23 protein-coding genes are annotated in these 21,519 nt (G+C 34.8%); 3 read left to right on the top strand and 20 right to left on the bottom strand.

What is annotated here, in order from left to right; genetic code table 11:
* Positions 1–46: 46 nt before the first annotated feature.
* The 13 genes from ftsA to mraZ all read right to left on the bottom strand — a co-directional run bounded on the left by ftsA (position 47) and on the right by mraZ (position 14,859).
* Positions 47–1,432 (bottom strand): cell division protein FtsA, encoded by a 1,386-nt coding sequence (ftsA, locus tag AC3WRL_RS07055; protein ID WP_261510455.1) that lies wholly within the window; start codon positions 1,430–1,432, stop codon positions 47–49.
* 22 nt (positions 1,433–1,454) lie between these two features.
* Positions 1,455–2,417, bottom strand: coding sequence for a cell division protein FtsQ/DivIB (locus AC3WRL_RS07050; RefSeq protein WP_214829643.1), 963 nt, complete (start codon positions 2,415–2,417; stop codon positions 1,455–1,457).
* A 69-nt stretch (positions 2,418–2,486) separates the two neighbouring features.
* A complete protein-coding gene (gene murC, locus AC3WRL_RS07045) occupies positions 2,487–3,848 on the bottom strand; it encodes a UDP-N-acetylmuramate--L-alanine ligase (RefSeq protein ID WP_214829642.1) in 1,362 nt (453 codons plus the stop codon).
* Between the two features lie 11 nt (positions 3,849–3,859).
* Positions 3,860–4,336: a hypothetical protein gene (locus tag AC3WRL_RS07040; RefSeq protein ID WP_214829640.1), complete on the bottom strand. Its 477-nt coding sequence runs from the start codon at positions 4,334–4,336 to the stop codon at positions 3,860–3,862.
* 16 nt (positions 4,337–4,352) lie between these two features.
* Entirely contained in the window at positions 4,353–5,453 is a 1,101-nt protein-coding gene (gene murG / locus AC3WRL_RS07035) for an undecaprenyldiphospho-muramoylpentapeptide beta-N-acetylglucosaminyltransferase (RefSeq protein WP_492329999.1), read from the bottom strand.
* Between the two features lie 71 nt (positions 5,454–5,524).
* On the bottom strand, positions 5,525–6,763 hold the full coding sequence (locus AC3WRL_RS07030) for an FtsW/RodA/SpoVE family cell cycle protein (RefSeq protein WP_214829631.1): 1,239 nt from the start codon (positions 6,761–6,763) through the stop codon (positions 5,525–5,527).
* Between the two features lie 100 nt (positions 6,764–6,863).
* Entirely contained in the window at positions 6,864–8,189 is a 1,326-nt protein-coding gene (murD, locus tag AC3WRL_RS07025) for a UDP-N-acetylmuramoyl-L-alanine--D-glutamate ligase (RefSeq protein WP_261510451.1), read from the bottom strand.
* 65 nt (positions 8,190–8,254) lie between these two features.
* On the bottom strand, positions 8,255–9,496 hold the full coding sequence (gene mraY, locus AC3WRL_RS07020) for a phospho-N-acetylmuramoyl-pentapeptide-transferase (RefSeq protein WP_214829628.1): 1,242 nt from the start codon (positions 9,494–9,496) through the stop codon (positions 8,255–8,257).
* Positions 9,497–9,577: 81 nt separating this feature from the next.
* Positions 9,578–11,038 carry a UDP-N-acetylmuramoyl-L-alanyl-D-glutamate--2,6-diaminopimelate ligase gene (locus AC3WRL_RS07015; RefSeq protein WP_492329998.1) on the bottom strand — a complete coding sequence of 487 codons (1,461 nt, stop codon included), beginning with the start codon at positions 11,036–11,038 and terminating at the stop codon, positions 9,578–9,580.
* A gap of 19 nt (positions 11,039–11,057) precedes the next feature.
* Positions 11,058–13,049, bottom strand: a complete 1,992-nt coding sequence (locus AC3WRL_RS07010; RefSeq protein ID WP_492329997.1) for a penicillin-binding transpeptidase domain-containing protein — start codon at positions 13,047–13,049, stop codon at positions 11,058–11,060.
* Positions 13,033–13,398 carry an FtsL-like putative cell division protein gene (locus AC3WRL_RS07005; RefSeq protein ID WP_214829621.1) on the bottom strand — a complete coding sequence of 122 codons (366 nt, stop codon included), beginning with the start codon at positions 13,396–13,398 and terminating at the stop codon, positions 13,033–13,035. The genes AC3WRL_RS07010 and AC3WRL_RS07005 overlap by 17 nt, the downstream gene beginning before the upstream one ends.
* A gap of 68 nt (positions 13,399–13,466) precedes the next feature.
* Entirely contained in the window at positions 13,467–14,360 is an 894-nt protein-coding gene (gene rsmH / locus AC3WRL_RS07000; protein WP_261510445.1) for a 16S rRNA (cytosine(1402)-N(4))-methyltransferase RsmH, read from the bottom strand.
* A gap of 40 nt (positions 14,361–14,400) precedes the next feature.
* Positions 14,401–14,859, bottom strand: coding sequence for a division/cell wall cluster transcriptional repressor MraZ (gene mraZ, locus AC3WRL_RS06995; RefSeq protein ID WP_200242953.1), 459 nt, complete (start codon positions 14,857–14,859; stop codon positions 14,401–14,403).
* Positions 14,860–15,131: 272 nt separating this feature from the next.
* On the opposite strand from mraZ, the gene AC3WRL_RS06990 reads away from it, so the two are divergent.
* Genes AC3WRL_RS06990 through AC3WRL_RS06980 form a run of 3 tightly spaced genes read left to right on the top strand, consistent with a single transcriptional unit; the run spans position 15,132 to position 17,018 of the window.
* Positions 15,132–15,893 (top strand): alpha/beta fold hydrolase, encoded by a 762-nt coding sequence (locus AC3WRL_RS06990; RefSeq protein WP_214829619.1) that lies wholly within the window; start codon positions 15,132–15,134, stop codon positions 15,891–15,893.
* A 59-nt stretch (positions 15,894–15,952) separates the two neighbouring features.
* Positions 15,953–16,576 (top strand): ribosome biogenesis GTP-binding protein YihA/YsxC, encoded by a 624-nt coding sequence (gene yihA / locus AC3WRL_RS06985; protein WP_261510443.1) that lies wholly within the window; start codon positions 15,953–15,955, stop codon positions 16,574–16,576.
* A complete protein-coding gene (locus AC3WRL_RS06980) occupies positions 16,569–17,018 on the top strand; it encodes a GNAT family N-acetyltransferase (RefSeq protein WP_214829615.1) in 450 nt (149 codons plus the stop codon). Before yihA ends, AC3WRL_RS06980 begins: the two co-directional genes overlap by 8 nt.
* A 50-nt stretch (positions 17,019–17,068) precedes the next feature.
* Here the strand turns inward: AC3WRL_RS06980 and AC3WRL_RS06975 are convergent, their stop codons facing one another.
* From AC3WRL_RS06975 to AC3WRL_RS06945, 7 genes are read right to left on the bottom strand one after another with little or no spacing between them, the layout of a single operon-like run.
* Entirely contained in the window at positions 17,069–17,953 is an 885-nt protein-coding gene (locus AC3WRL_RS06975; protein ID WP_492329996.1) for a hypothetical protein, read from the bottom strand.
* Between the two features lie 9 nt (positions 17,954–17,962).
* Positions 17,963–19,309, bottom strand: a complete 1,347-nt coding sequence (locus tag AC3WRL_RS06970) for a beta-carotene 15,15'-monooxygenase (RefSeq protein WP_214829605.1) — start codon at positions 19,307–19,309, stop codon at positions 17,963–17,965.
* 6 nt (positions 19,310–19,315) lie between these two features.
* The gene (locus tag AC3WRL_RS06965) at positions 19,316–19,723 is read right to left on the bottom strand and encodes a hypothetical protein (RefSeq protein ID WP_214829604.1); all 408 of its coding nucleotides are present in this window, start codon (positions 19,721–19,723) and stop codon (positions 19,316–19,318) included.
* Positions 19,701–20,123 (bottom strand): DUF6804 family protein, encoded by a 423-nt coding sequence (locus AC3WRL_RS06960; RefSeq protein WP_214829602.1) that lies wholly within the window; start codon positions 20,121–20,123, stop codon positions 19,701–19,703. The genes AC3WRL_RS06965 and AC3WRL_RS06960 overlap by 23 nt, the downstream gene beginning before the upstream one ends.
* A gap of 12 nt (positions 20,124–20,135) precedes the next feature.
* Positions 20,136–20,351, bottom strand: a complete 216-nt coding sequence (locus AC3WRL_RS06955) for a TM2 domain-containing protein (protein WP_214829600.1) — start codon at positions 20,349–20,351, stop codon at positions 20,136–20,138.
* Between the two features lie 5 nt (positions 20,352–20,356).
* Complete coding sequence (locus AC3WRL_RS06950) at positions 20,357–20,983, bottom strand: PH domain-containing protein (RefSeq protein ID WP_214829598.1); 627 nt, start codon at positions 20,981–20,983, stop codon at positions 20,357–20,359.
* Between the two features lie 16 nt (positions 20,984–20,999).
* On the bottom strand, positions 21,000–21,515 hold the full coding sequence (locus AC3WRL_RS06945; protein WP_214829597.1) for an SH3 domain-containing protein: 516 nt from the start codon (positions 21,513–21,515) through the stop codon (positions 21,000–21,002).
* Positions 21,516–21,519 lie beyond the last annotated feature (4 nt).

The following is a 21,519-nucleotide window of genomic DNA, read 5'->3' as shown; positions in this document are numbered from 1 at the left end:
TGATAAGGAATAATCGTGTATCGCTTATCATTCATCATTTTATACTTTATTCTACTTCTTCAAAGAATTTTTTTACTTTTTCCATTAGCGACTGTCCGAAAGTTAATCTTGCCGCTTTTTTTTGTTCTTGCTGTTCTCTTACAACTTCCTGCTCCTGAACCGAAGAAACCTGTTGGGTAACAGTATTCACTTCAGTTGAATTGGTTGTAGTTTCTGGCTGTTGTTTTTCCTGAACAATTTCCTCTTCTTCTATATTAACTTGCTTTTTATCTCTGATTTTTAAGCTTTCCATCAGCAATCCAATAGATGTTGCAAATTCAGGACCTTTTAGATATTGGTTCTTATCATTTGCAATATATTCGTTTGCAAAACCGATTCTACTGTCAAACCCAGTGGTATAGTTGGCAAGTTGACGCAAATGCTTCAGGTTAGAGCCACCTCCCGTCAGAACAATACCTGCAATCAGTTTTTTCTTCTGTTCAAAGGCGCCATACGCTTTTAGCTCTGTATTTACCATTTCAAGAATTTCCTCTACTCTTGCATTGATAATTTGTGCTAAAGTTTTAAGCGATATCTCTTTATCTGGTCTGCCATGAAGCCCTGGAATAGTGACGAAAGTACTGTCTTTTTCCAGTTCCGGAACTGCAGATCCAAATTTCACTTTCAATTGTTCGGCATGTTTTTCAATAATGGAACAGCCTTCTTTGATATCTTCAGTAATAATTCCACCACCGTATGGGATTACACATGTATGACGGATGATATTATCTTTAAAAATGGCAATGTCCGTAGTACCACCACCAATATCTACAATAGCTACACCTGCTTCTTTTTCTTCTTTTGTAAGAACAGCTTCAGAAGATGCTAAAGGCTCTAAAGTAAGGGCTTCCATTTCCAGGCCAGCCTCTCTTACACATCTTGCGATGTTTCTGATACTTCCCATTTGTCCTACAACAACATGGAAATTAGCCTCTAAACGTTTCCCGTGCATGCCGACAGGTTCTTGTATTTCACCCTCGGAATCCACCTTATATTCTTGAGGAAGGACATGGATAATTTCTTCACCAGGAAGCATGACCAGTTTTTTTACCTGATCCTTTAAGGCTTCGATGTCGTCATCTGTAATAAACTTGTCTGGATGCTCACGCATAATATAATCGGAGTGTTGCAGCGAACGGATATGTTTTCCTGCAATACCAACCGTGACCTTGCGGATAGGAACTCCTGCACTGGATTGTGCTTCAGAAACAGCCGCCTTGATTGAATTAATGGTTTGTGAGATATTATTCACAATACCTTTATGAACTCCAAGACTTTTGGCCTTTCCTACACCGAGAACTTCTATTTTCCCGTGTGCATTCCTCCTTCCGACAATCGCGACTATCTTTGTTGTCCCGATGTCCAGACCTACTGAATACTCTTGATTTTCCATTTGTTTATATCGATTTGATTTTTTATTCTATTTTAACTTTTCCTTTAGGCTTTGTTACTGCTTTCTTCTCAGGTGTCTTTTTTGTTTCCTTCGGTTTAGCTGTAGTTTTTGGCTTTATGCTTTCCTTCGGTTTGGAAGTTGTGCTTTGTTTTTTTACAGTTGCCGTTTTTGTTTTGGCTTCTACTTTTCTGGCTACTGCCATGACAGGAACTTTTGCCAGCTCCATACGTCCGGCATTTAAAATACTGTCATTTTCTTTAAAATAAGGATTTAATGTCGTTACAATTTGATTCTGATATTTTACTGAGATCATATTGTATTTCTGAGGATCCTGATAAACAAGATATTTCTCAACAAATGCTTTAAAACCTTTTACTTTAAATTCGATATTATCTAAATCTCCAATTTCTACCTTATAATTTCCCTCACTTGTCAGGAGGTTATAATCATCTTTGTTTTTTGAAATGCCAATAAAATATTTTTTACTGAAATCATCTTTATCAATTTTTCCAACAAGTTCTGCCAGTTTTTCATACTCATCTGGTTTTACATTTCCAGTGACAAGCATGCAAGGATGAGAATACGTTTTTGAAATCGGAAATTCAATTCCTTTTTCATCTACATAAAAATCACGACCATCTTTATTTAACCTGAAAACAGGAACCCTTTGTTTAATATCCAAATTGAGTTTTCCATTTAAATTTAAATAGACATTGGCGCTGTCCACGGCAGGAAGGGCATTGATCTTTTTTTCCAAAGCGGGAATATTTAGATCACCAACTTTTCCTGAAGGGTTTTCCTTATTTACAATTGCTCTTATATCCTTTTCATCAATGAAATAAACCGGAGTTTTTTCACTCATTTTTACAGAAATCTTATTATCCGTAATCTTCTGACCGCCGAATTTCTTTAAAGAGAAACTCAGCAGGAACCCAAGAAGGATTACCGTGATAGCAATTTTTAATATTCTGTATTTATTTTTCATTCCTTTTTTTAATGCGAGATTTCAGACATCAGATGTCAGAAGCCGCTATAATTTCATTATTATTTCCTTTTATTCATTATTTCCCATCCATTGGCATATCGGATCATAGAGGGTGTCTATATTTCCCGCTCCAACAGTAAGAAGAATATCGAAATCCTTTTCTTTTATTTTCTCAAATGCTTCTGCTAATGTTGATCCTTCTTTTTTACCTAATGTTACTTTTTCTAATAGCCAGGTGGAAGTAATTCCTTTAAAATTTTCCTGTAATTCTCTCGCAGGATAGATATCCAACAGAATCAGTTCGTCGGCGTTGCTTAAACTTTCAGCAAATCCGTCTGCAAAATCTCTTGTTCTGCTGAACAGATGGGGCTGAAATGCAACTAATAATTTTTTATCAGGGTAAAACGTTTTGATAGAACCCACTACCGCATTAATTTCTGTTGGATGGTGTGCATAATCATCAATATAAATCTTACCGTTTTTATATATATGTTTGGTATATCTCCTTTTAATTCCTTTGAAATTAGCGATAGCCTTTTTTAAAGTTTCAAAATCTACTCCTAAATTGTGAAGAATAGCCAGTGCTACAGTTGCATTTTCAACGTTATGAATTCCCGGAATTTCCCAGACAAAATCTTTTATCATTTCCGTAGGAGTATGAAAATCAAAATAGATTTTATCATGATCCATACGAAGATTGTCGGAATAATAATCTGCTTTTTCATTCACAGCGTAAGTTTGATGATCTCTTCCGATGTCAATTCCTTTTCTTACGAATAACTTCTTATCTTCACGAACTAGTGCTGCAAACTGTCTAAAGCCCTCTTCAATATGGCTTTTATCGCCATAAATATCCAGGTGATCAGCATCCGTAGAGGTTATTACTGCCCAATCGGGGGAAAGGTTAAGAAAACTTCTGTCATATTCATCAGCTTCTACTACTGAATATTCAGAACCGTTATATAAAAAATTAGATTTGAAATTCTCTGAAATACCTCCCAAAAAGCATGAAAATGGCAGATCGGCTTCTTTACATAGATGAGATACCAATGTAGAAGTTGTTGTTTTACCATGAGTTCCTGCAACGGCTATACAGTTTGTATTTTCCGTAATTAAGCCCAGAACCTTTGCGCGCTTTAGAATTTCAAAATCATTTTGATTAAAATAATCTAATATTCCTAATGTTTTGATAGCCGGAGTATAAATAACCAAAGTACTTTCCTGTTGAAGGGATGTTACTTTTTCATCGGTTATATCTTCAAAAACAATATCAATTCCCTCATTCATCAACTGCTGAGTAAGTTTGGTGTTGGTTTTATCATAACCTAAAACTTTTTTGCCTGAAGCATTAAAATAACGCGCCAGGGCACTCATGCCAATGCCTCCGATTCCAACGAAGTAAAAAGTCTGATATGTTTCTAATAATTTCATTTTCTATTTAGTTATTGATAATCGAAAATCTTTTCTTTATCTATTCCATAAGCATCTCCCTGATACAAAAAGAATTCCAATACTGCATCTTCTAATGTTTCATTAGTAAATCCGTTCGTAATCCAGAAATAATACTTAAAATTGATAGAGTTTTGACTTTCTATATACTCTGCTTTTATCATAGCTAGCTGATTGATCTCATTGATAAGAGCGTTAATTTTATCTTTAGCTACTCCTTTCGTTATCAGGATATTTACGTTTAGATTAATAAATTTTTTTCCTGCATCGACATCCAAAAAAAGAGTGGCCTTATCTTTATTTGCTATCTTAATGTAAGTCTCATCCTGCTCCAATACTTCATAACCTTTACTTTTCAGAAAAGTACCTACCGATGATATCTTAAAGTCTGCCGGCTTTACAAGCGTCTGTGCTGTAAACAAACCAGTGAAAAAACTGATTAGCAGGACTGTTAATAATTTAGTTCTCATATCTTGTTGGTCTTGGTTATTGTAGTTTTTTTAAAATCTCATCAACAATTTCCTTTGCAGCATTCGGCTTGGCGAAATACTCTAAATTTTTAGACATTTCTTTTCTTAAGCTTTCACTTTCACATATCGATTCAAGTGTATTCCAGAATTTTTCTTCCATCTCAGAATCCCTTATCATTCTAGCCGCATCTTTTTCTACCAGATTCAAAGCATTCTTAGTTTGATGATCTTCTGCCGCAAATGGGAAAGGAACCAATAAAACAGGTTTTTGTGCTACCGCAAGTTCGGAGATAGCAATGGCACCTGCTCTTGAAACAATGATATCTGCAGCAGAATAAGCTTTCTCCATGTCTTTTATGAATTCATGAATCTGAATATTAGGACTGTTTTTGTCTTTAGTTTCTTCAATAATATTTCTATAATCCAGCTTTCCGGTTTGCCAGATCAGCTGATAATCTTTATTTATAATTTCATCGAGATGGGATTTCCATGCATTATTTAACGTTCTGGAACCTAGAGATCCACCAACAGAAAGTATAGTAAGTTTTTCTGTATTTAATCCCATTTTTTCTTTTGCCTGTACTGTATCCTCCATTCCTGAAATGATATTTTCACGGATAGGATTGCCCAGAAATTTGATCTTTTCAGTAGGAAAGCCTTCTACTTTTGGATAAGCGGTAAAAACAGCTTTTGCTTTCTTACTTAAAATCTTATTTGTAACCCCTGCATGTGCATTCTGTTCCTGGATAAAAATTGGGATTCCCATTTTACTGGCTTCATAAAGAGCCGGTCCGCTTGCAAAACCTCCTGTTCCAATTGCGAAATCAGGTGCGAAATTTTTTATGATCTTTTTAGATTTGGATAAGCTTTTCAGAATCTTGAATGGTAGACCCAAATTGGATAAAAGGTTACCCCTATCAATTCCGGCAATATCAATTCCTTCAATTTTATAACCGGCTTGTGGAACTTTTTCCATTTCCATTTTCCCGTTGGCACCGATAAACAAGAATTCTGTATCCGGAAATCTTTTCTTGATCTCATCGGCAATCGCGATAGCCGGGAAGATATGTCCTCCTGTTCCACCACCGGATAATAATACTTTTAGTTTCTTGTTCATTTTTTTCAATTTTGAAATTGCTTCGTCACTTCTGAACTACGTTCGCAGATCTTCAGTCTGTTCACAATGATCTAAGCGATATCATTTATTTCTGCAATACTTTGTTTTTTACCCATTCCTTCTTCATCATAAATCTGTATCCTTGAGCTTATATTTAAAATAATTCCTAACTGCAAATAGGTAACCAACATAGAGGTTCCCCCATAACTTATTAAAGGTAATGGCTGTCCGGTAACTGGGATCAGATTAATCGCTACAGCAATATTTACTGAAAGCTGTATAAAAATCATGACCCCGAGACTGAGAACGAGTAAGGACCCAAAAAATGCGGGCATCTTACTGGCTATCATCACGATCCTTATAACCATTATCAGATACATACTAATCAGAAATGCTGCACCAATTACCCCATATTCTTCAACAATTACAGCGAATATAAAGTCGGATGCAGACTGTGGAAGCATTTGTTTTAAAGCACTTTTTCCGGGTCCCATTCCTGTAATTCCACCATGAACGATAGCGGCTTTGGCTTGCATCACCTGATAATTTTTTGCCTTTACACTTTCGTCGTCTACGTCTGCAGATTTTGCCTTACTGGATGTAAATGTTTCTACACGGCTCATCCATGTGTGAACACGGTTTCCACCAATTAAATTGGTATTCAGAGCAATCAACAGAAATAAAACAATAGCAATAAAAGAGGATGATATAAATCCGGCAATGTATTTCCAATGAAGCTGGCCAATAATTAAAACAATGACCGATACCATTAAAATCATTAATGCGGTAGATCCATTATCTTTTGCAACCAATACAAAAACAAGTAGAATTGGTCCGAAGATGTACATAATGTTTTCTATCGGAAGTCTTTCTCTTGTTATTTTTTTTGTTAAATATCTGCACAGATAAATAACCAACATGAGAAAGGCAAATGATGAAGGCTGAAAAGAGATCGGTGTTCCCGGGATTTTCAACCATCTGGATGCACTGGCACCATCGATTGTTTGTCCCGTAAACATGGTGATAACCAATAGAATAATCATCAGACCAAGCAGTATACTGCTGAGCTTTCCTATGTATTCATATTTTACAGTTCCCACTAATCTCATAATTCCTAAACCCAGGACCACAAAGAACATATGCTTGATAACGTGACCGGTTGTAGTCCCGTTATTAACAATATATTCCAGATTCGAACTTGCTGAATATACAGGGAAAATAGAGAATATGGAGATCACAAGAATGACCATCCAAAGTACCTTATCGCCCTTTAGAAATTCAAATCTGTTTTCTGTGTCCTGTTCGTTCATACTTTATGTATTCATGTATTCATGTATTGATGTAAAATGTATTCGTGTACTTTGACCGTTTGGGATCATTAATACTTTAGTACATTTTACATGAATACAGTTATTTTAATACTTGCTCTTTAAATTGTCGGCCTCTATCTTCATAGCTTTTGAAAAGGTCAAAACTTGCACAACAAGGAGAAAGTAAAACAGTATCTCCGTTTTTTGCAATTGATTTTGATATTTTCACCGCTTCTTCCATGCTTGAGGTATCATATATAAACTCTTTTTTATCTTTAAAGAAGTTTATAATTTTTTGATTATCAATTCCTAAACATACGATTGCTTTTACTTTTCTTTTAACAAGATCTTCAATCTCTGAATAGTCGTTTCCTTTATCCTGTCCTCCTACAATCCAAACAGTTGGTGCTTTCATGCTTTCTAAGGCATAATAAGTAGCATTAACGTTGGTTGCTTTGCTGTCATTGATATATTTTACTCCATCAATTTCGGAAACAAATTCCAGCCTATGTTCTACAGCCTGAAATGTCATTAATGAATTTCTAATGCTTTCATTGTTGACATTCAGTATTTTACTAGCCATCGAGGCTGCCAAGCTGTTGGCAACATTATGATTGCCTAATAAAGAAAGCTCATCAATTTTCATTGAGAAAGCGTCCTTTAATTTTACTATAATACTATCGTTATCAATAAAACCTCCTTCAGACAGTTTTTCTTTTGTTGAAAAAGGGATCATCTTCGCTTTAATTTCTAATTTTTCAAGAATGTTTTTACTCATTTCATCATCTTTATTGTAGATAAAGAAATTGTCATTTTCCTGATTTTCAGCAATTCTGAATTTCGCTAAAGCATACTCTTCATAATTGTAATTATATTGATCCAAGTGATCCTGGGACAAATTCAAAAGCAAAGAAATATAAGGCCTGAAATTTTGAATATCATCCAATTGGAAAGAACTTACTTCCAATACATAATATTCATGATTCTCATCAGCTACCTGCTTGGCAAAACTGTAACCTATATTTCCACCCAGACCCACCTTTAATCCATCATTTTTAAGAATGTAGTAGATTAATGAAGTCGTTGTTGTTTTTCCATTACTTCCTGTAATAGCAATTATTTTAGCATTGGTGAATTCTGAAGCAAATTCTATTTCAGAGGAAAGTCTGATTCCTTTCTGATGAATTTTATAAATAATATCTGCTTTTTTCGGAATTCCTGGACTCTTTACGATCCAGTCTGCATTTAAAACTCTTTCCTCATCGTGATTTCCTTCTTCAAATTCAATGTTGTTTTCGGTCAGAAACTGCTTATAGTTATCCTTAATAGTTCCTTTGTCTGAAAGAAATACTTCCAAACCTTTCTTTTTAGCTAAATAAGCGGCTCCACAGCCACTTTCCCCACCCCCTAAAACAACTATTTTCATATTAATTTTGATTAAATGATTGACGATTTTTTTAGTATTTAAATCGTTCAATTTTTAAATTAATTCTATCTCATTTTCAATGTGATCAGACATACTATAGCCAGCATTACACCAATGATAATCATTCTGTTAACGATTTTACTTTCGTGAAAACCATCCTTTTGATAATGGTGATGTAATGGAGACATCTTAAATAATCTATTATTTTGGGCATATTCCAACCCGTATTTTCTTTTTCTATACTTAAAAACAACAACCTGTAACATAACAGATATGTTTTCTATTAAAAAGATTCCGCATAAAACAGGAATCATTAATTCTTTTCTTAATATAATTGCTAAAACGGCAATAACTCCCCCTAACATGAGACTTCCCGTATCACCCATAAAAACCTGCGCAGGATAGGTATTATACCAAAAGAAACCAATGACAGCACCCACCATGGCGACTACGAAAATGGTGGTCTCACCCATATTGGGGAGGAACATGATATTGAGATAGTCGGCAAAAATGATATTTCCTGAAACGTAGGTAAAAAAGGCTAAGGCAAGTAGTATGACCGTACTTGTGCCCGCCGCGAGCCCATCGATCCCATCGGTAATATTAGCACCGTTTGAAACTGCTGTTACAATAAAAATAACAATTGGAATGAAAACAATCCATGCCCATTCATGAGCATCTTTATCATTCATCCAAAATAGCATTCCACTATAATCGAATTCATTGTTTTTGGCAAAAGGTACTGTAGAAACTGTAATTTTCTCTGTAGGCATAAAATTCTGCTCTACATTATTTCTATTGACAACTTTTGCATCTGCATATTTTCTCTTTACTGTAATATCCGGATGGAAATACATTGTAACTCCAACAATTAGCCCTAATCCAACCTGGCCTACAATTTTAAATTTACCGCTTAAGCCGTCTTTATTTTTCTTTACTTTCTTTAAATAATCATCCACGAAACCAATAGCCCCCATCCATAAAACCGAAATGATGAGAAGAACGATATAAACATTGGTAATTCTTGTCAGAAGCAAAACAGGAATCATCGTAGCAAGGATGATAATAAGACCTCCCATTGTTGGAGTTCCTTCCTTTTGTTTTTGACCATCGAGCCCAAGATCACGAACCAATTCACCCATTTGCTTTGCTCTCAGGTAATTAATGATTCTTTTTCCGTAAATAAGAGCGATTGTCAATGACAATAGAACTGCCATTCCGGCACGAAATGAAATGTATTTCAACATTCCAAGTCCCGGGATATGGATTCCATGATTGGTTAGATATTCGTATAAATAATATAACATAATTTCCTGTTGTTAATAAATGATAAGTGATAATTGATGAGTGATAAAAAATACTAGCATTGATCAATTATCGATTATAAACTACTTGCTCATTAATTTCCAAAGCTCATTAATTACTTCTTTGTCATCAAAATGGTGTTTTATACCATTAATCTCCTGATAGTTTTCGTGACCCTTTCCGGCTACTAAAACAATATCTTTTGGTTCTGCAAACTTGATAGCCATTTTTATAGCCTCTTTTCTATCTGGAATTGAAGTGTATTTGCTGAAATTTTGTGGTTCAACACCTGCTTCAATTTCTTTTATAATAACTGCTGGGTCTTCTGTTCTCGGGTTATCAGAAGTGATAATTGCCAACGTAGATTTTTTTGTTGCAATATTTCCCATTTCGGGTCTTTTCGAGTGATCTCTGTCACCTCCACAACCGAAAACTGTAATCAGCCTTTCATTTTTTGTTCTGATATCGTTAATGCTATCGAGAATGTTCTCCAATGCATCTGGTGTGTGTGCATAATCAACAATAAAGAAGATGCCACCATCAGATTTAAAAGTTTCGAATCTCCCTGAAACTCTTTTCAGGATACTGATCGCCTGAAGAATTTCACTTTGCTCAAATCCCAGTTCTGATGCGATTCCAAAAACAAGCAACAGATTGTAAACATTAAATCTCCCGGTTAATGTGGTCCAGAATTCTTTTCCATTGAAATTCAATAACATTCCATTGAAATCAATCTCTAAAGCTTTCCCGTGATAATCAGCCATTGTTTTCAAAGCATAAGACCTTTTGGCAGCCTTTGTGTTTTGAAGCATCACATTACCATTTTTATCATCGATATTGGTAATCGCTACGGCGGTATCCTGAAGCTCATCAAAGAATCTTTTCTTCGTTTTCAGATAATCATCAAATGTTTTATGATAGTCTAAATGATCATGTGTAAGATTGGTAAATCCAGCGATCTTAAAATGTAATCCCTCTATTCTGTTTTGAGCAATTCCATGGGAACTTACCTCCATAAAAGCAAATTCACAACCTGCATCAAGAGCTTTAGCTAAGATCTGATTGATGGTAATAACATCAGGAGTGGTATGAGTTGCCGGGATTATTTCGTTTCCAATTCTTATTTCTACCGTTGAAAGCAGTGCAGAATCATATCCTAAATTCTTGAAAACATCAAATAGTAATGTTGAAACTGATGTTTTTCCATTAGTTCCGGTAACACCGATCAGTTTTAATTTCTCTGAAGGATTACCGTAAAAATTAGAAGCCAAATGTCCCAGAGTTTTAGATGAGTCTTTTACTTTTACATAGGTAATGTTATCATCCAGATCATCAGGAAATTCTTCACAAACTATTGTTTTTGCTCCTTTTTCTATAGAAGATGCAATGTATGAATGTCCATCTGCAACGGTTCCTCTCACTGCAATATAGAGAGCGTTTTCCGTAACCTTTCTGCTGTCGAAAACCAATTCAGAAACCTCACGTGTGTTATCACCGTGAATATCTAAGGTTGGGATTCTGTTTAATAATTCAATTAATTGCATTTCTTTGATGCTTATTATTTTAATTCTGTAGAGATAAATATATTCTCTGGTTCTTACTGATTCCTGTGCCTTCCAAAGGAAATTGTTCTTTTATTCTTCCAACTCCTTTATAATCGACACGATATCCTAAATTTTCTAACTGTGGGATTACATTTTTACCAATCAATCCTACCACATTAGGCATTTGGTTATTATTTACTGCGACCTTAACATTTGGTTCAACCATTTTATTGAGGTTTACCTTTCTGTCAACAAGCATTTCTTTTTCAACATTTTGAGGCGTTTTTAAGAATGTTTTTCCAGCAATTTCTTTAAAAACAGGAGCTGATACAGTTGCTCCATAAAAACCTTTTGCAGTATTAGGCTCACTGATCATTACATAACAAGTATACTTCGGATTATCAGCCGGATAGAAACCAGCAAAAGATGCCCGGTACTTCATCGGCCCAGGAAGCCAGTATTCAAATCTTGCTGTTCCTGTTTTTCCTGCCATCCTAAGATTTGGTGTGAAAATACTCTTACCTGTTCCTTTTTCTACTGCTTTGGTTAGTGCGCTGGTCATCATTTTAATCGCTTTTTCTGATGCCATTTTGTTAACCATTACCTCTGGTTTTGCGCTATACATTACTTTACCATCTTTCATGATTTTGTCGATAAATAAAGGCTTCAGCATTTTACCATTATTAGCAACTCCATTATAGAAAGTCGTTAATTGTAATAAATTAATATTCGAAGAATAGCCAAATGATATAGAAGCCAGTGTTGCGGCATTCCATCTTTTATTCTGTGGAGTAACGATCTTCGGTTTTGCGATTCCAGGAAGTTCGAGATCCATTTTGTCAAATAATTTCCAGCGTTTTAGGTGATCCAGAAATATCTGCGGCTTATCGGCATAATATTTTGTAATCAGTTTTGCGGTTCCTACGTTACTGGATTTTGCCAGTACGTCACTGATGTCGTAAGTTCCGCCACCATGACCATCGGAGATTCTTTGTTTAGCATAAGTCCAAACTCCGTTTCCAACATTTACGGTAGTGTTATCATCAATAAAACCATCATCCATTGCTGCTAAAAGCGAAATAGTTTTGAAAGTAGACCCCGGTTCTATATTATCTTTTAAAGCATAATTGTATGCATCTTCATAATCTCCGGAATCGGTTCTTCTTAGATTAACAAGAGCACGAACCTTCCCGGTTGCCACTTCCATTACAATTACAGTTCCATGTTTTGCTTCAAAATTCACCAACTGCTTCTCTAACGCTGAGTGCGCAATGTCCTGAATTCTAAGATCTAAGGTCGTGTAAACGTCTTCTCCGTCCACAGGTTCCTTCACTTTCCAGAAGTCGATCGGTTTCCACTGTGAAGAGTTGATTCTCTGTTCTAATCTTTTTCCGTCAGTTCCTGTTAAATATTTTGAAAAAGCACCTTCCAGTCCGGATTTATATTCGCTATTATCCATTCCGATGGTTCCGGCACCAATTTCGGAAGTTGCGAGTTCTCGTTTATAATTTCTGTCAACGATAAATCCGCCCTTATTCTTTCCTTTTTTAAAAATGGGAAAGTTTCGGATTCTATCATATTCATCAAAATCCAATCCTCTTGCTAAAGTGTAGTATTGGTTTTTCTTTCTTTTTTGTTCGTCAAATTTCTGTCTGAATTCACTTCTTGGTTTTCCAAACATCTTGCTTAAAGAATCCGTTAATGCGCCAATATTGTTGCTGTAGATCGTATCCTTCATTGTTTTGAAATCAAGAAAGATATCATAACGCATTACCGTGGTTGCCAGAATAGAACCATCTGAAGCAAATAAATTCCCACGAGCAGCCTTTAAAGTGGCTTCACGATAGTTTTTATTAATATAATCGTCTTTTATTTCCTGAACATTAGTGTTTTGAAGAATAACGATCCTTGCTAAGAAAAGTACAAACACGGACAAAGCTACCACTGCGAAGAGGTAGCCCCACCTTAACGTTTTTTTACGTTTGTTATCGTATTCATTTTGCTTTTGCATCTGTACTATCCAATTTTATTAGCAGTTTGTGAGGATGGTTTTCCAGTGTCATTAAAGAATCCCGTGCTACTTCTTTTCCCAGCTCTGATTCCATTTTTACTTTGATCAGTTTGCTTTGTGCGTATGCATTTCGAGATTTATATTCTTCTGTTTCTTCTTTTAAAGCATTTACAATTTTAATCTTCTTGTTCACTAAGTGGTTACTGTAGATCATGGCCATCATCAGAACAAAAAGCAATAGAAAATACTTGTAATGTACTTTTATCTCATCCCGGTTAAGGAAATTCCCTTTTATAATATCTATAAAAGTGAGTCTCTTCTGCGGGCGATTTGTTGTTCTTTTAGCCAAAGTTTATTATTGATAAATGATTGTTAATAATTGATAAGCAAGATCATTGATCTCTTATCTTTTATCATTTATATTTTTATTCCTGTTCTCATTTTTGCACTTCTTGCTCTGGAGTTTTCTTCAATTTCCTTATCATCTGGAATAATTGCTTTACTCTTAAGTAACTCAAAGGCTTTCTTATAATTTCCGTAAATATCTCTTGCTGGTTCTCCTTCAAACATTCCGTTCTTTAAAAATCTTTTAACCAAACGGTCTTCTAAAGAATGGTAAGAGATAACAACCAATCTTCCTTCAGGTCTTAAAACCTGATACGCTTGAACAAGCATTTCTTTTAAAACCTCAAGCTCCTGATTAACTTCAATTCTAATGGCTTGAAAAAGCTGTGCATAAAATTTATTAATCTTGTGCGGCGGAAGAAAGCTGAACAGTTTTTTCAGGTCCTCAGTTGTATTTATGATCTTGGTCTTTCTGTGATGAACAATATCTCTTGCTAATTTTCTGGCTTCCCTTAATTCACCGTAGTAATAAAAAATATCTGCCAGTTGCTCTTCTTCATATTCGTTGATCACTCTTTTAGCATCCAGACCCTGCATTACATTCATTCTCATGTCCAAAGGAGCATTGCTTCTCGTAGAGAATCCTCTTTCAGCTTCATCAAATTGGTGAGATGACACCCCAAGATCTGCCAAAACTCCGTCCACCTGAGAAATTCCATACATTAGTAAGGAGTTCTCTAAAAATCTGAAATTCTGATTGATCAAGGTAAATCTTGGATCATCAATATTATTTTTAAGAGCATCTAAATCTTGGTCAAAACTGAATAGTTTTCCTTTATCAGAAAGTCTACTCAAAATTTCTCTTGAATGGCCTCCGCCACCAAAAGTACAGTCCACGTATGTTCCGTCTGGATTCGTCACCAAATCATCAACACTTTGCTTCAACAAAACGGGATTATGATACATGTTTTAATTTGTGTTTTACGCTTTTTTCAATTTTGCGTAGTTATTCTTCATCGAAAGAGCCCATCACATCTTCAGCAAGGCTTGCAAAATCAGTTTCATTGGTTGAGATTACTTTCTCATATGCGTCTTTATCCCAGATTTCAAATAATTCTCCCGCACTTGTTATCACAATATCTTTTTGAAGACTTGCGAAAAGGGTAAGATCTTTTGAAATTTGCAATCTGCCTGCGTTATCCAACTCAACTGTTTTTACTCCTGCCGTAAACATTCTAATGAAATCAGCATTCTTTTTAATGAATCTGTTTAGTTTATTAATTTTGTCCATCAACTTATCCCATGCTTTCATAGGGTAAACTTCCAGGCAAGGTTGAAACACGGAACGTTTGACTACAAAGGCTTTGTCTTCAAAGTTCTCCATCTGCTTGATCAGCGATGCAGGTACTTTTAAGCGACCTTTGTCGTCTATTTTACACTCATATGTTCCAATGAAATTCTTCATTTGGGACAAATTTATATAAATATTTCCAAAACTTCCCACTTTTTCCCACTTTTTGACTTAATGTTAATAAGTTTTATCAAAGATTGAAGGTTAATGGTGTAAGTAGTTGATATTTTGAATATTGTATTTGTTATTATTTAGACCATAACAAAAAGGATGTTAAAAAAGATGGACAAAAAGCCGTTATTATATTATTTTTATCTTAAATTAGGAATATCAAAATATTTTTGAGGTTTAATTTGTATTTTTGCAAGGCTTTATTAAGGCGTTTTATGATATTTAGTACAAAAAAAGAAAAGAAATATACTTTTGTAGAAGCGGGAGAAGGACATCCATTGGTGCTGTTGCACGGTTTAATGGGTGGTTTGAGTAATTTCGATAAGATGGTGAATTTTTTTTCGGAGAAAGGATTTAAGGTATATGTACCTCAATTGCCAATCTATGATTTGCCGGTACTCAATACCAATCTTACTACTATAGCAAAATATATTATTAAGTTTATAGAGAGCCATATTTCCGAACCGGTAACGATTGTCGGAAATTCAATGGGCGGACATGTCGGGCTTATTTTAGCTTTGGCAAGGCCTGATCTTGTTAAAAATCTTGTTTTAACCGGAAGTTCTGGTTTGTATGAGAGAACATTCGGAGATAGTTTCCCAAGAAAAAGTGACCGACTCTATATAAGGAAGAAAACTGAAGAGGTTTTCTATGATCCAGCAGTAGCAACAGAAGATTTAGTAGATGAGGTATTCGGAGTGGTGAATGACAGAATGAAAGGGATAAAAACCGTAATGCTTGCAAGAAGTGCCATTAAACACAATATGTTGAATGATCTTCCAAAGATTTTAACACCAACATGTCTGATCTGGGGGAAGCAGGATAATGTGACTCCGCCAGAAGTGGCAGAAGACATGCATAAGTTCATTCCTAATTCAGATCTATTCTGGATTGACAAATGCGGCCACGCAGCAATGATGGAAAAACCAGATGAATTCAATGAAATTCTCTACAGCTGGTTAAAAGATAAAGTGTAAAATAACTTAAACCATTAAGAGCTATCTTAATGGTTTGTTTTTCTTAAAATAATTCAAAAATGGTAATTAAAACAGCAGAATTTGTAAAAAGTAGCGGGAAGTGGCAGGAATGCCCGGAACCGGATATTCCCGAATATGCTTTTATAGGAAGGTCAAACGTAGGAAAATCATCATTGATCAATGCAATGATGAATCATAAGGATCTGGCGAAAACTTCACAAACTCCGGGAAAGACACAGCTGATCAACCATTTTATAGTCAATGAAAGCTGGTATCTTACCGATTTACCGGGATATGGGTATGCTAAAGTTTCAAAAGTTCAGAGAAGAGATTTTGAGAAACTGATTAACAATTATATACTGAACAGAAGAAATCTGGTCAACCTTTTTGTTCTAGTTGATGCCAGGCACACTCCTCAAAAGATCGATCTGGAATTTATCCAATGGTGTGGTGAAAGCGGGGTTCCTTTTTCAATTGTTTTTACCAAAGCAGATAAGCTAAAGCCTAATGTTGTGATAAAAAATGTAGAAGACTACAAAGCTGAACTCCATAAGACCTGGGAAGATCTGCCAGAATTGTATATTACTTCTGCAGAAAAGAAAGAAGGGGGTGATAAAATTTTAGATTTCATCCAGAAGACCAATGAATTTTTAAAAAATAATAGCGTAAACTTTGATGAGTAATATAATCTGGAAAATTAAAACTTTCGATGAATTAACAGTTCCTGAGCTGTATAAGATTCTGAAAGCGCGTATTGATGTTTTTGTGATTGAGCAGAACTGTCCATATCCGGATCTGGATAACAATGATCAAAAAGGTATTCATATTTGGGCCGAAGAAGATGGAGAGATCCTTGCCTACTGTAGAGTCTTTAATAAAGGCGTAAAATATGACGAAACTTCTTTTGGAAGGGTATTAACAACAGAACAGGCAAGAGGAAAAAGCTTAGGCAAACAACTAATGAAGTATGCTATTGAAACGATAGAAAACCGCTTTCATACCTCTGAAATCAAAATTTCTGCACAAGATTATCTCATACGATTCTATTCAGAATTTGGTTTTGTAGATACTGGAAAGAAATATCTGGAGGACGATATTCCACATACGGAAATGATAAGAAAATAAAAAAGCGAAGATTTATCTTCGCTTTTTTTGTGGTTATATGTTGAGTGTTTTTAGTTTTTACCCGTAATGGCTTTCAAGATGATAGGTTCAAGATTAGAAGGAAGATCAGCAGATTTGATCTGATAATTTTTGATTTTCATTTCTTTGAACCAATTTTCCCAGTATTCTTTAATGACTGCTTCTTCGAAAGGATTACCCTTTTCAGGATTGATTCCCAAAACAATTACTTCAAGATTGCTTAAATTATCATTGGCTTTCACAAATCCTAAGTTATTTTTCGCAATCGTATTTTTAAAATCAGATGTAATAAGATTGTTTGATTTTATTAATTTGGAAATTAAATATGACGTCTTTTTATCTTGTGAAAACTTAGAATCTTCGTGAAACATATAGCCGTCAGTCAAAATAAAAAGAATATTTCTGTAATCGTTTTTTATACAGTAATCTTTTACTTTATTTCTGAAGAATTCCCAAATATCTGAACCAACATAATTTCCGTCTTTGATTGCTGATTGATAAATATTGGATGGTAATTCAGAATATTTTTTTTCAACAGAAGTGAAGTAATCTTTATTTATGTTTTTATCGAAAGAGACTTTTAAGTCTTTGGTAAAATCATTTATTTTCGGGTCGGAAGGTTCGGGATTGAAGAAAACCTGCATCTGATCATCGTATGTGATTATTTTTTTTGATTTAATGTGATTTAAAAATCCTTTTTCAATGGCTTTTATATATTCCACATCCCTTTGAGCATATTCCATTGTTGGATTGGGATTGGTTTGGGGATCAATCCGATCTGATAAATCGATTAAAATACTAACATTGATATTATTAGAATCAACTTCTGGTGGACAATTTGTGCAAGGTTTTATTGGAGGTTGCTTGCAGCAAGAAACCAATGAAATAATGAGTAATAAATAGAGTGTCTTTTTCATAATTTTCTGTTATAAAGATGATAAATAAACTAAATTTTGATTATCAGAATTGGCTCCAACAGTTTCCAGATTGATGTTATAGGTTTCAATACAGCTTTCAATCATTGTTTGTTTCTCTGTTTTTGAAACAGCTATCTTCTCTCCAATAAAGGTGATCCAGCCCTGAACATATTCCGAGGCATATAACTTGTAATCTTTGGTTGGAATGATAACCCCATCGATAATATTCTGAAGTTCTTCGATTCTTCCCCAGGTTTTTATGATTAATTCTTTTGTTGTTCCAATATTTCCTAGAATTTCTTCAATTTCTTTTTTCAGGACATTGATTTTTTCTAAAAGAAAAAGCACATTTTTTTGTCTGATTTCCTGTTCATTTTTAATCCGGTCTTTTTCTTTATGTTCCTTCATCACAAAATCGAAAACCAATCCCCAAATGATATATACAATGAATCCTGCGAAAATAATTCCCCAAAACTGAATTTTGGTAAAAGCTATTTTAAGATCAAATGGGGGAGAATCAAAGACTTTATTCAGTTCATACAATTTTGATTCAATCTCATAGGCTAAAATGGAATCGAAAACAAAAGTAACAATGAATAATAATCCAAGTTTAATATAGTTTCCTGTGGTTTTATTTTCACTGAACATATGAATTAAAAAACCGAGGCCAAGAAATACAAACGGAATTAAAGAGACAAATGCTCCTTCAATCAAACCCTCATTCCAGGCCTTACTGAGTGCCTGTGCATCCAAGACACTTTGTATGACAGTGCTTTTGGCATCAAAGCTTTTAAAGAAGGCAGAATAAGAAGTAGAAATATAAAAGGTCAGTAGATACAAACTTATTGGAACAAGAAGAATGGCACCAATCCAAAACTTAGTGGATGCCCCTTTTGTTGCTTTTACATTGTGCTTTTCAGGATTTCTTGGTAAATCGAGAATCTCAGCTTTTAATGTTTCAATGTTATTTTGATGATTTTCAATTTCTTTGTTTTTGTTTTTTAATTGTTCTTCTTTGGTTTCCTGGGAAACAGTTAAAGCTTTGATTTCGGTTTCTCTGTTTTTTTGCTCATTAACATAAGATTCTTTGAGTTTCTGTTGCTTTTCAACCATTTCTTTTTCCTCATTTTGGAATTTTGAGTAAACAGCGTCAAGACAGATTGATAGCGTGGAATGATTTCCATTCGTCCTGGAACTGTCTCTATATCCCGATTCGTGATAAGTTCTCTTCCTGCTTTCTTCAAAAGACTCTGCCTCAATTTTAGGGGTATCTTCTGTTTTTGAAGTTTCCTGTTTTGGGACTTCGATCGGAACTGATTTTAATTTAAATAAATTTTTTATACTGGTGGTATCCATGGTGTTTTAGTTTTTTAATTCGTATAAAATGTCACTTTTATTCTTGCCGATTTTTACGGCTTCAATCAGATATTCAACAATATCTTTTACATTTTCTTCCAAAAACCCGAACATCAAAACATATTTTTCCATGGCTGAATATTCGTTTGGCGAAACTATTCCATCTGCCCATATCATGACGGTGAGGTCATACAGATAATCTACTTTTTCTTCAATGGTTTGAGGCACAAGAGACTTGAAATTAATGGGATTTAGTAAAATGTCGTCCAGGTTTTTTGACGATATTCCTCTTTCCTCAGCGCATTTGTAAAGCATTTTCAGTTCCAGAGCACTAAAATCATCATCGCAAATTGCCATTTGATAAAGCCGCAAAAAATGAGCTTTTAGATTTTCAGTTATTTGATTGTTTTCCATTGGGTGGTTCTTCTTTAGTTTTTTTAGGATTAATAATAATATCTCGGGAAGGAGATCTCATTTGTTTTGATTGCTCCGAAATTTCTTCAGTACTTTTTTCTTCCTTTTTGAGGTCCAGTTTTTCGACAAAGCCAATAAGTAGGAAAAGAATTCCAGTAATAATATCAACAGGAATCCATGTGTTTTTCCTGTACAAGTAAATAGGGAAGACTGGATTGAAAAGGATAAGGATTATGATGAATATAGTGCTCCAATATTGTATTTTAAAAACAAATGCATTGTAGATAACAATAAGGGCTCCAACGGATACCAAGACCCGGAGAAAAGTATAATACTCTATTGGAAGTTTGAAAATACCGATGAAACAACATATCGCACAGAAGGTGAGGAATGTTTTCATTTTTTTTAGTTTTTAAAACCCTGTCGTTAGATTATATTTATAATTAAAATGATCTTCAGACATGAAAATAAAAACGAAGAAATCAATGAACGCAATCAATGCGGGGATAAATGTCCAGCAAAACAAAAGATAGAATATTCCTAATTTGTTTTGACCCAGGTAAAATCTGTGGATGCCTAATCCTCCTAAAAAGAACGCAAGCATGGCGGTGGTGAATTTTGATTTCATAATTTTTAAACTCTTGATAAGATTTCGTTCTTTTTTTCTTCAAACTCTTCTGTGGAAATAATTCCACTTTCTACTAAGCCTTTTAATTTTTGTAAAACCGCAAAGGGGTCTTCATTTTCTATCAATAAAGGTTTCTGTTGCTGAAATTGCTGAGGCTGTGCTATAATGGGAGTCGTGTTGTTTACAGTTACTCCTCCTCCTGCAGATGCTCTTCTTGTTTCTAAATCTTTTTCTCTTCTTACTCCTCTCATTTGTTCTTCAATTTCCTGAGCATACTGATAGAGTTTTCTTGCTTGTGTTTTTGGTAGATAATCCATCATATTGGAGAAGTTTTTGACTGTTCTCATAATAAAAGTAGCTCCTAGAATCCCCTCTTTGATATGACAGTCTGCGACATCTACCCAGCTGTAATCCTGGAAATCCATTGACAAACCGAAGTTTTTAGGCCTGCAAAAAATAATTCTCCTGTTAGTAAGAGCAATACAGTCCGGAGAGAGATTAAGAGCGGGCTTCTTTTGAACTGCAATATATTCCACAAACTCTTGTGAGGTAAGAAGACTGTTGATCCTTTGCAAGAGCTTTTCAACGGCTTTCGGATCTTGCTCCTCGTTTAAAAATTGTTTTAAATTCATGATATTTTGTTTTTAGTTATTTTACATCTTTATAATAGACATATCCGGTTTTTCCTGTTTTCTGTGCCTTCACTTTATACCAGGAATCTTGTTTTGAAAGTTGAATTAGTTTTTCATTTTTGGGAACAATCTCGATTATCTTAGATTTAACAGAAGGCTTTTCATACACATGAGTAACCGCAATTCCCGCGATATATCTGCTGGAATTGATATTGATTTCATTTACAAAAACTGGAGGAGCTTTGGTTGATTTACCTTTTTGGGAAGGTGTGTATGGATTGGAATCCCTTGATTTTTTAGATCTGTCTTTCTTTGAAGAGTATTTTTTCTCATAAGAACCTCCTTTACAAACGCCACAGCTGCCACCGCCTCCTGCGCAGTGCCCACAACCCGAGCAATTGGAACATGCCGAGCAATTGGCTGAGCCTGTGCATCGTCCTCCGTGGATTGTTTTGTCAGGTTTAAATGTAGAAAAAGAGTCGGAAACAAGAGCTCCAAGACATAATGTGATTATAAAAATGAAAGTTTTCATGGTT

Source organism: Chryseobacterium sp. FW101-FHT12H09, assembly GCF_058790395.1.
The sequence above is the reverse complement of the archived record's forward strand: the minus strand, read 5'-3'. Positions and strand labels throughout refer to the sequence as shown.

Bases quoted from the DNA above. Each gene is read 5' to 3' on its own strand.
- ftsA (WP_261510455.1), bottom strand. From the start codon at position 1,432: ATGGAAAATCAAGAGTATTCAGTAGGTCTGGACATCGGGACAACAAAG.
- AC3WRL_RS07050 (WP_214829643.1), bottom strand. From the start codon at position 2,417: ATGAAAAATAAATACAGAATATTAAAAATTGCTATCACGGTAATCCTT.
- murC (WP_214829642.1), bottom strand. From the start codon at position 3,848: ATGAAATTATTAGAAACATATCAGACTTTTTACTTCGTTGGAATCGGA.
- AC3WRL_RS07040 (WP_214829640.1), bottom strand. From the start codon at position 4,336: ATGAGAACTAAATTATTAACAGTCCTGCTAATCAGTTTTTTCACTGGT.
- murG (WP_492329999.1), bottom strand. From the start codon at position 5,453: ATGAACAAGAAACTAAAAGTATTATTATCCGGTGGTGGAACAGGAGGA.
- AC3WRL_RS07030 (WP_214829631.1), bottom strand. From the start codon at position 6,763: ATGAACGAACAGGACACAGAAAACAGATTTGAATTTCTAAAGGGCGAT.
- murD (WP_261510451.1), bottom strand. From the start codon at position 8,189: ATGAAAATAGTTGTTTTAGGGGGTGGGGAAAGTGGCTGTGGAGCCGCT.
- mraY (WP_214829628.1), bottom strand. From the start codon at position 9,496: ATGTTATATTATTTATACGAATATCTAACCAATCATGGAATCCATATC.
- AC3WRL_RS07015 (WP_492329998.1), bottom strand. From the start codon at position 11,038: ATGCAATTAATTGAATTATTAAACAGAATCCCAACCTTAGATATTCAC.
- AC3WRL_RS07010 (WP_492329997.1), bottom strand. From the start codon at position 13,049: ATGCAAAAGCAAAATGAATACGATAACAAACGTAAAAAAACGTTAAGG.
- rsmH (WP_261510445.1), bottom strand. From the start codon at position 14,360: ATGTATCATAATCCCGTTTTGTTGAAGCAAAGTGTTGATGATTTGGTG.
- mraZ (WP_200242953.1), bottom strand. From the start codon at position 14,859: ATGAAGAATTTCATTGGAACATATGAGTGTAAAATAGACGACAAAGGT.
- AC3WRL_RS06990 (WP_214829619.1), top strand. From the start codon at position 15,132: ATGATATTTAGTACAAAAAAAGAAAAGAAATATACTTTTGTAGAAGCG.
- yihA (WP_261510443.1), top strand. From the start codon at position 15,953: ATGGTAATTAAAACAGCAGAATTTGTAAAAAGTAGCGGGAAGTGGCAG.
- AC3WRL_RS06980 (WP_214829615.1), top strand. From the start codon at position 16,569: ATGAGTAATATAATCTGGAAAATTAAAACTTTCGATGAATTAACAGTT.
- AC3WRL_RS06975 (WP_492329996.1), bottom strand. From the start codon at position 17,953: ATGAAAAAGACACTCTATTTATTACTCATTATTTCATTGGTTTCTTGC.
- AC3WRL_RS06970 (WP_214829605.1), bottom strand. From the start codon at position 19,309: ATGGATACCACCAGTATAAAAAATTTATTTAAATTAAAATCAGTTCCG.
- AC3WRL_RS06965 (WP_214829604.1), bottom strand. From the start codon at position 19,723: ATGGAAAACAATCAAATAACTGAAAATCTAAAAGCTCATTTTTTGCGG.
- AC3WRL_RS06960 (WP_214829602.1), bottom strand. From the start codon at position 20,123: ATGAAAACATTCCTCACCTTCTGTGCGATATGTTGTTTCATCGGTATT.
- AC3WRL_RS06955 (WP_214829600.1), bottom strand. From the start codon at position 20,351: ATGAAATCAAAATTCACCACCGCCATGCTTGCGTTCTTTTTAGGAGGA.
- AC3WRL_RS06950 (WP_214829598.1), bottom strand. From the start codon at position 20,983: ATGAATTTAAAACAATTTTTAAACGAGGAGCAAGATCCGAAAGCCGTT.
- AC3WRL_RS06945 (WP_214829597.1), bottom strand. From the start codon at position 21,515: ATGAAAACTTTCATTTTTATAATCACATTATGTCTTGGAGCTCTTGTT.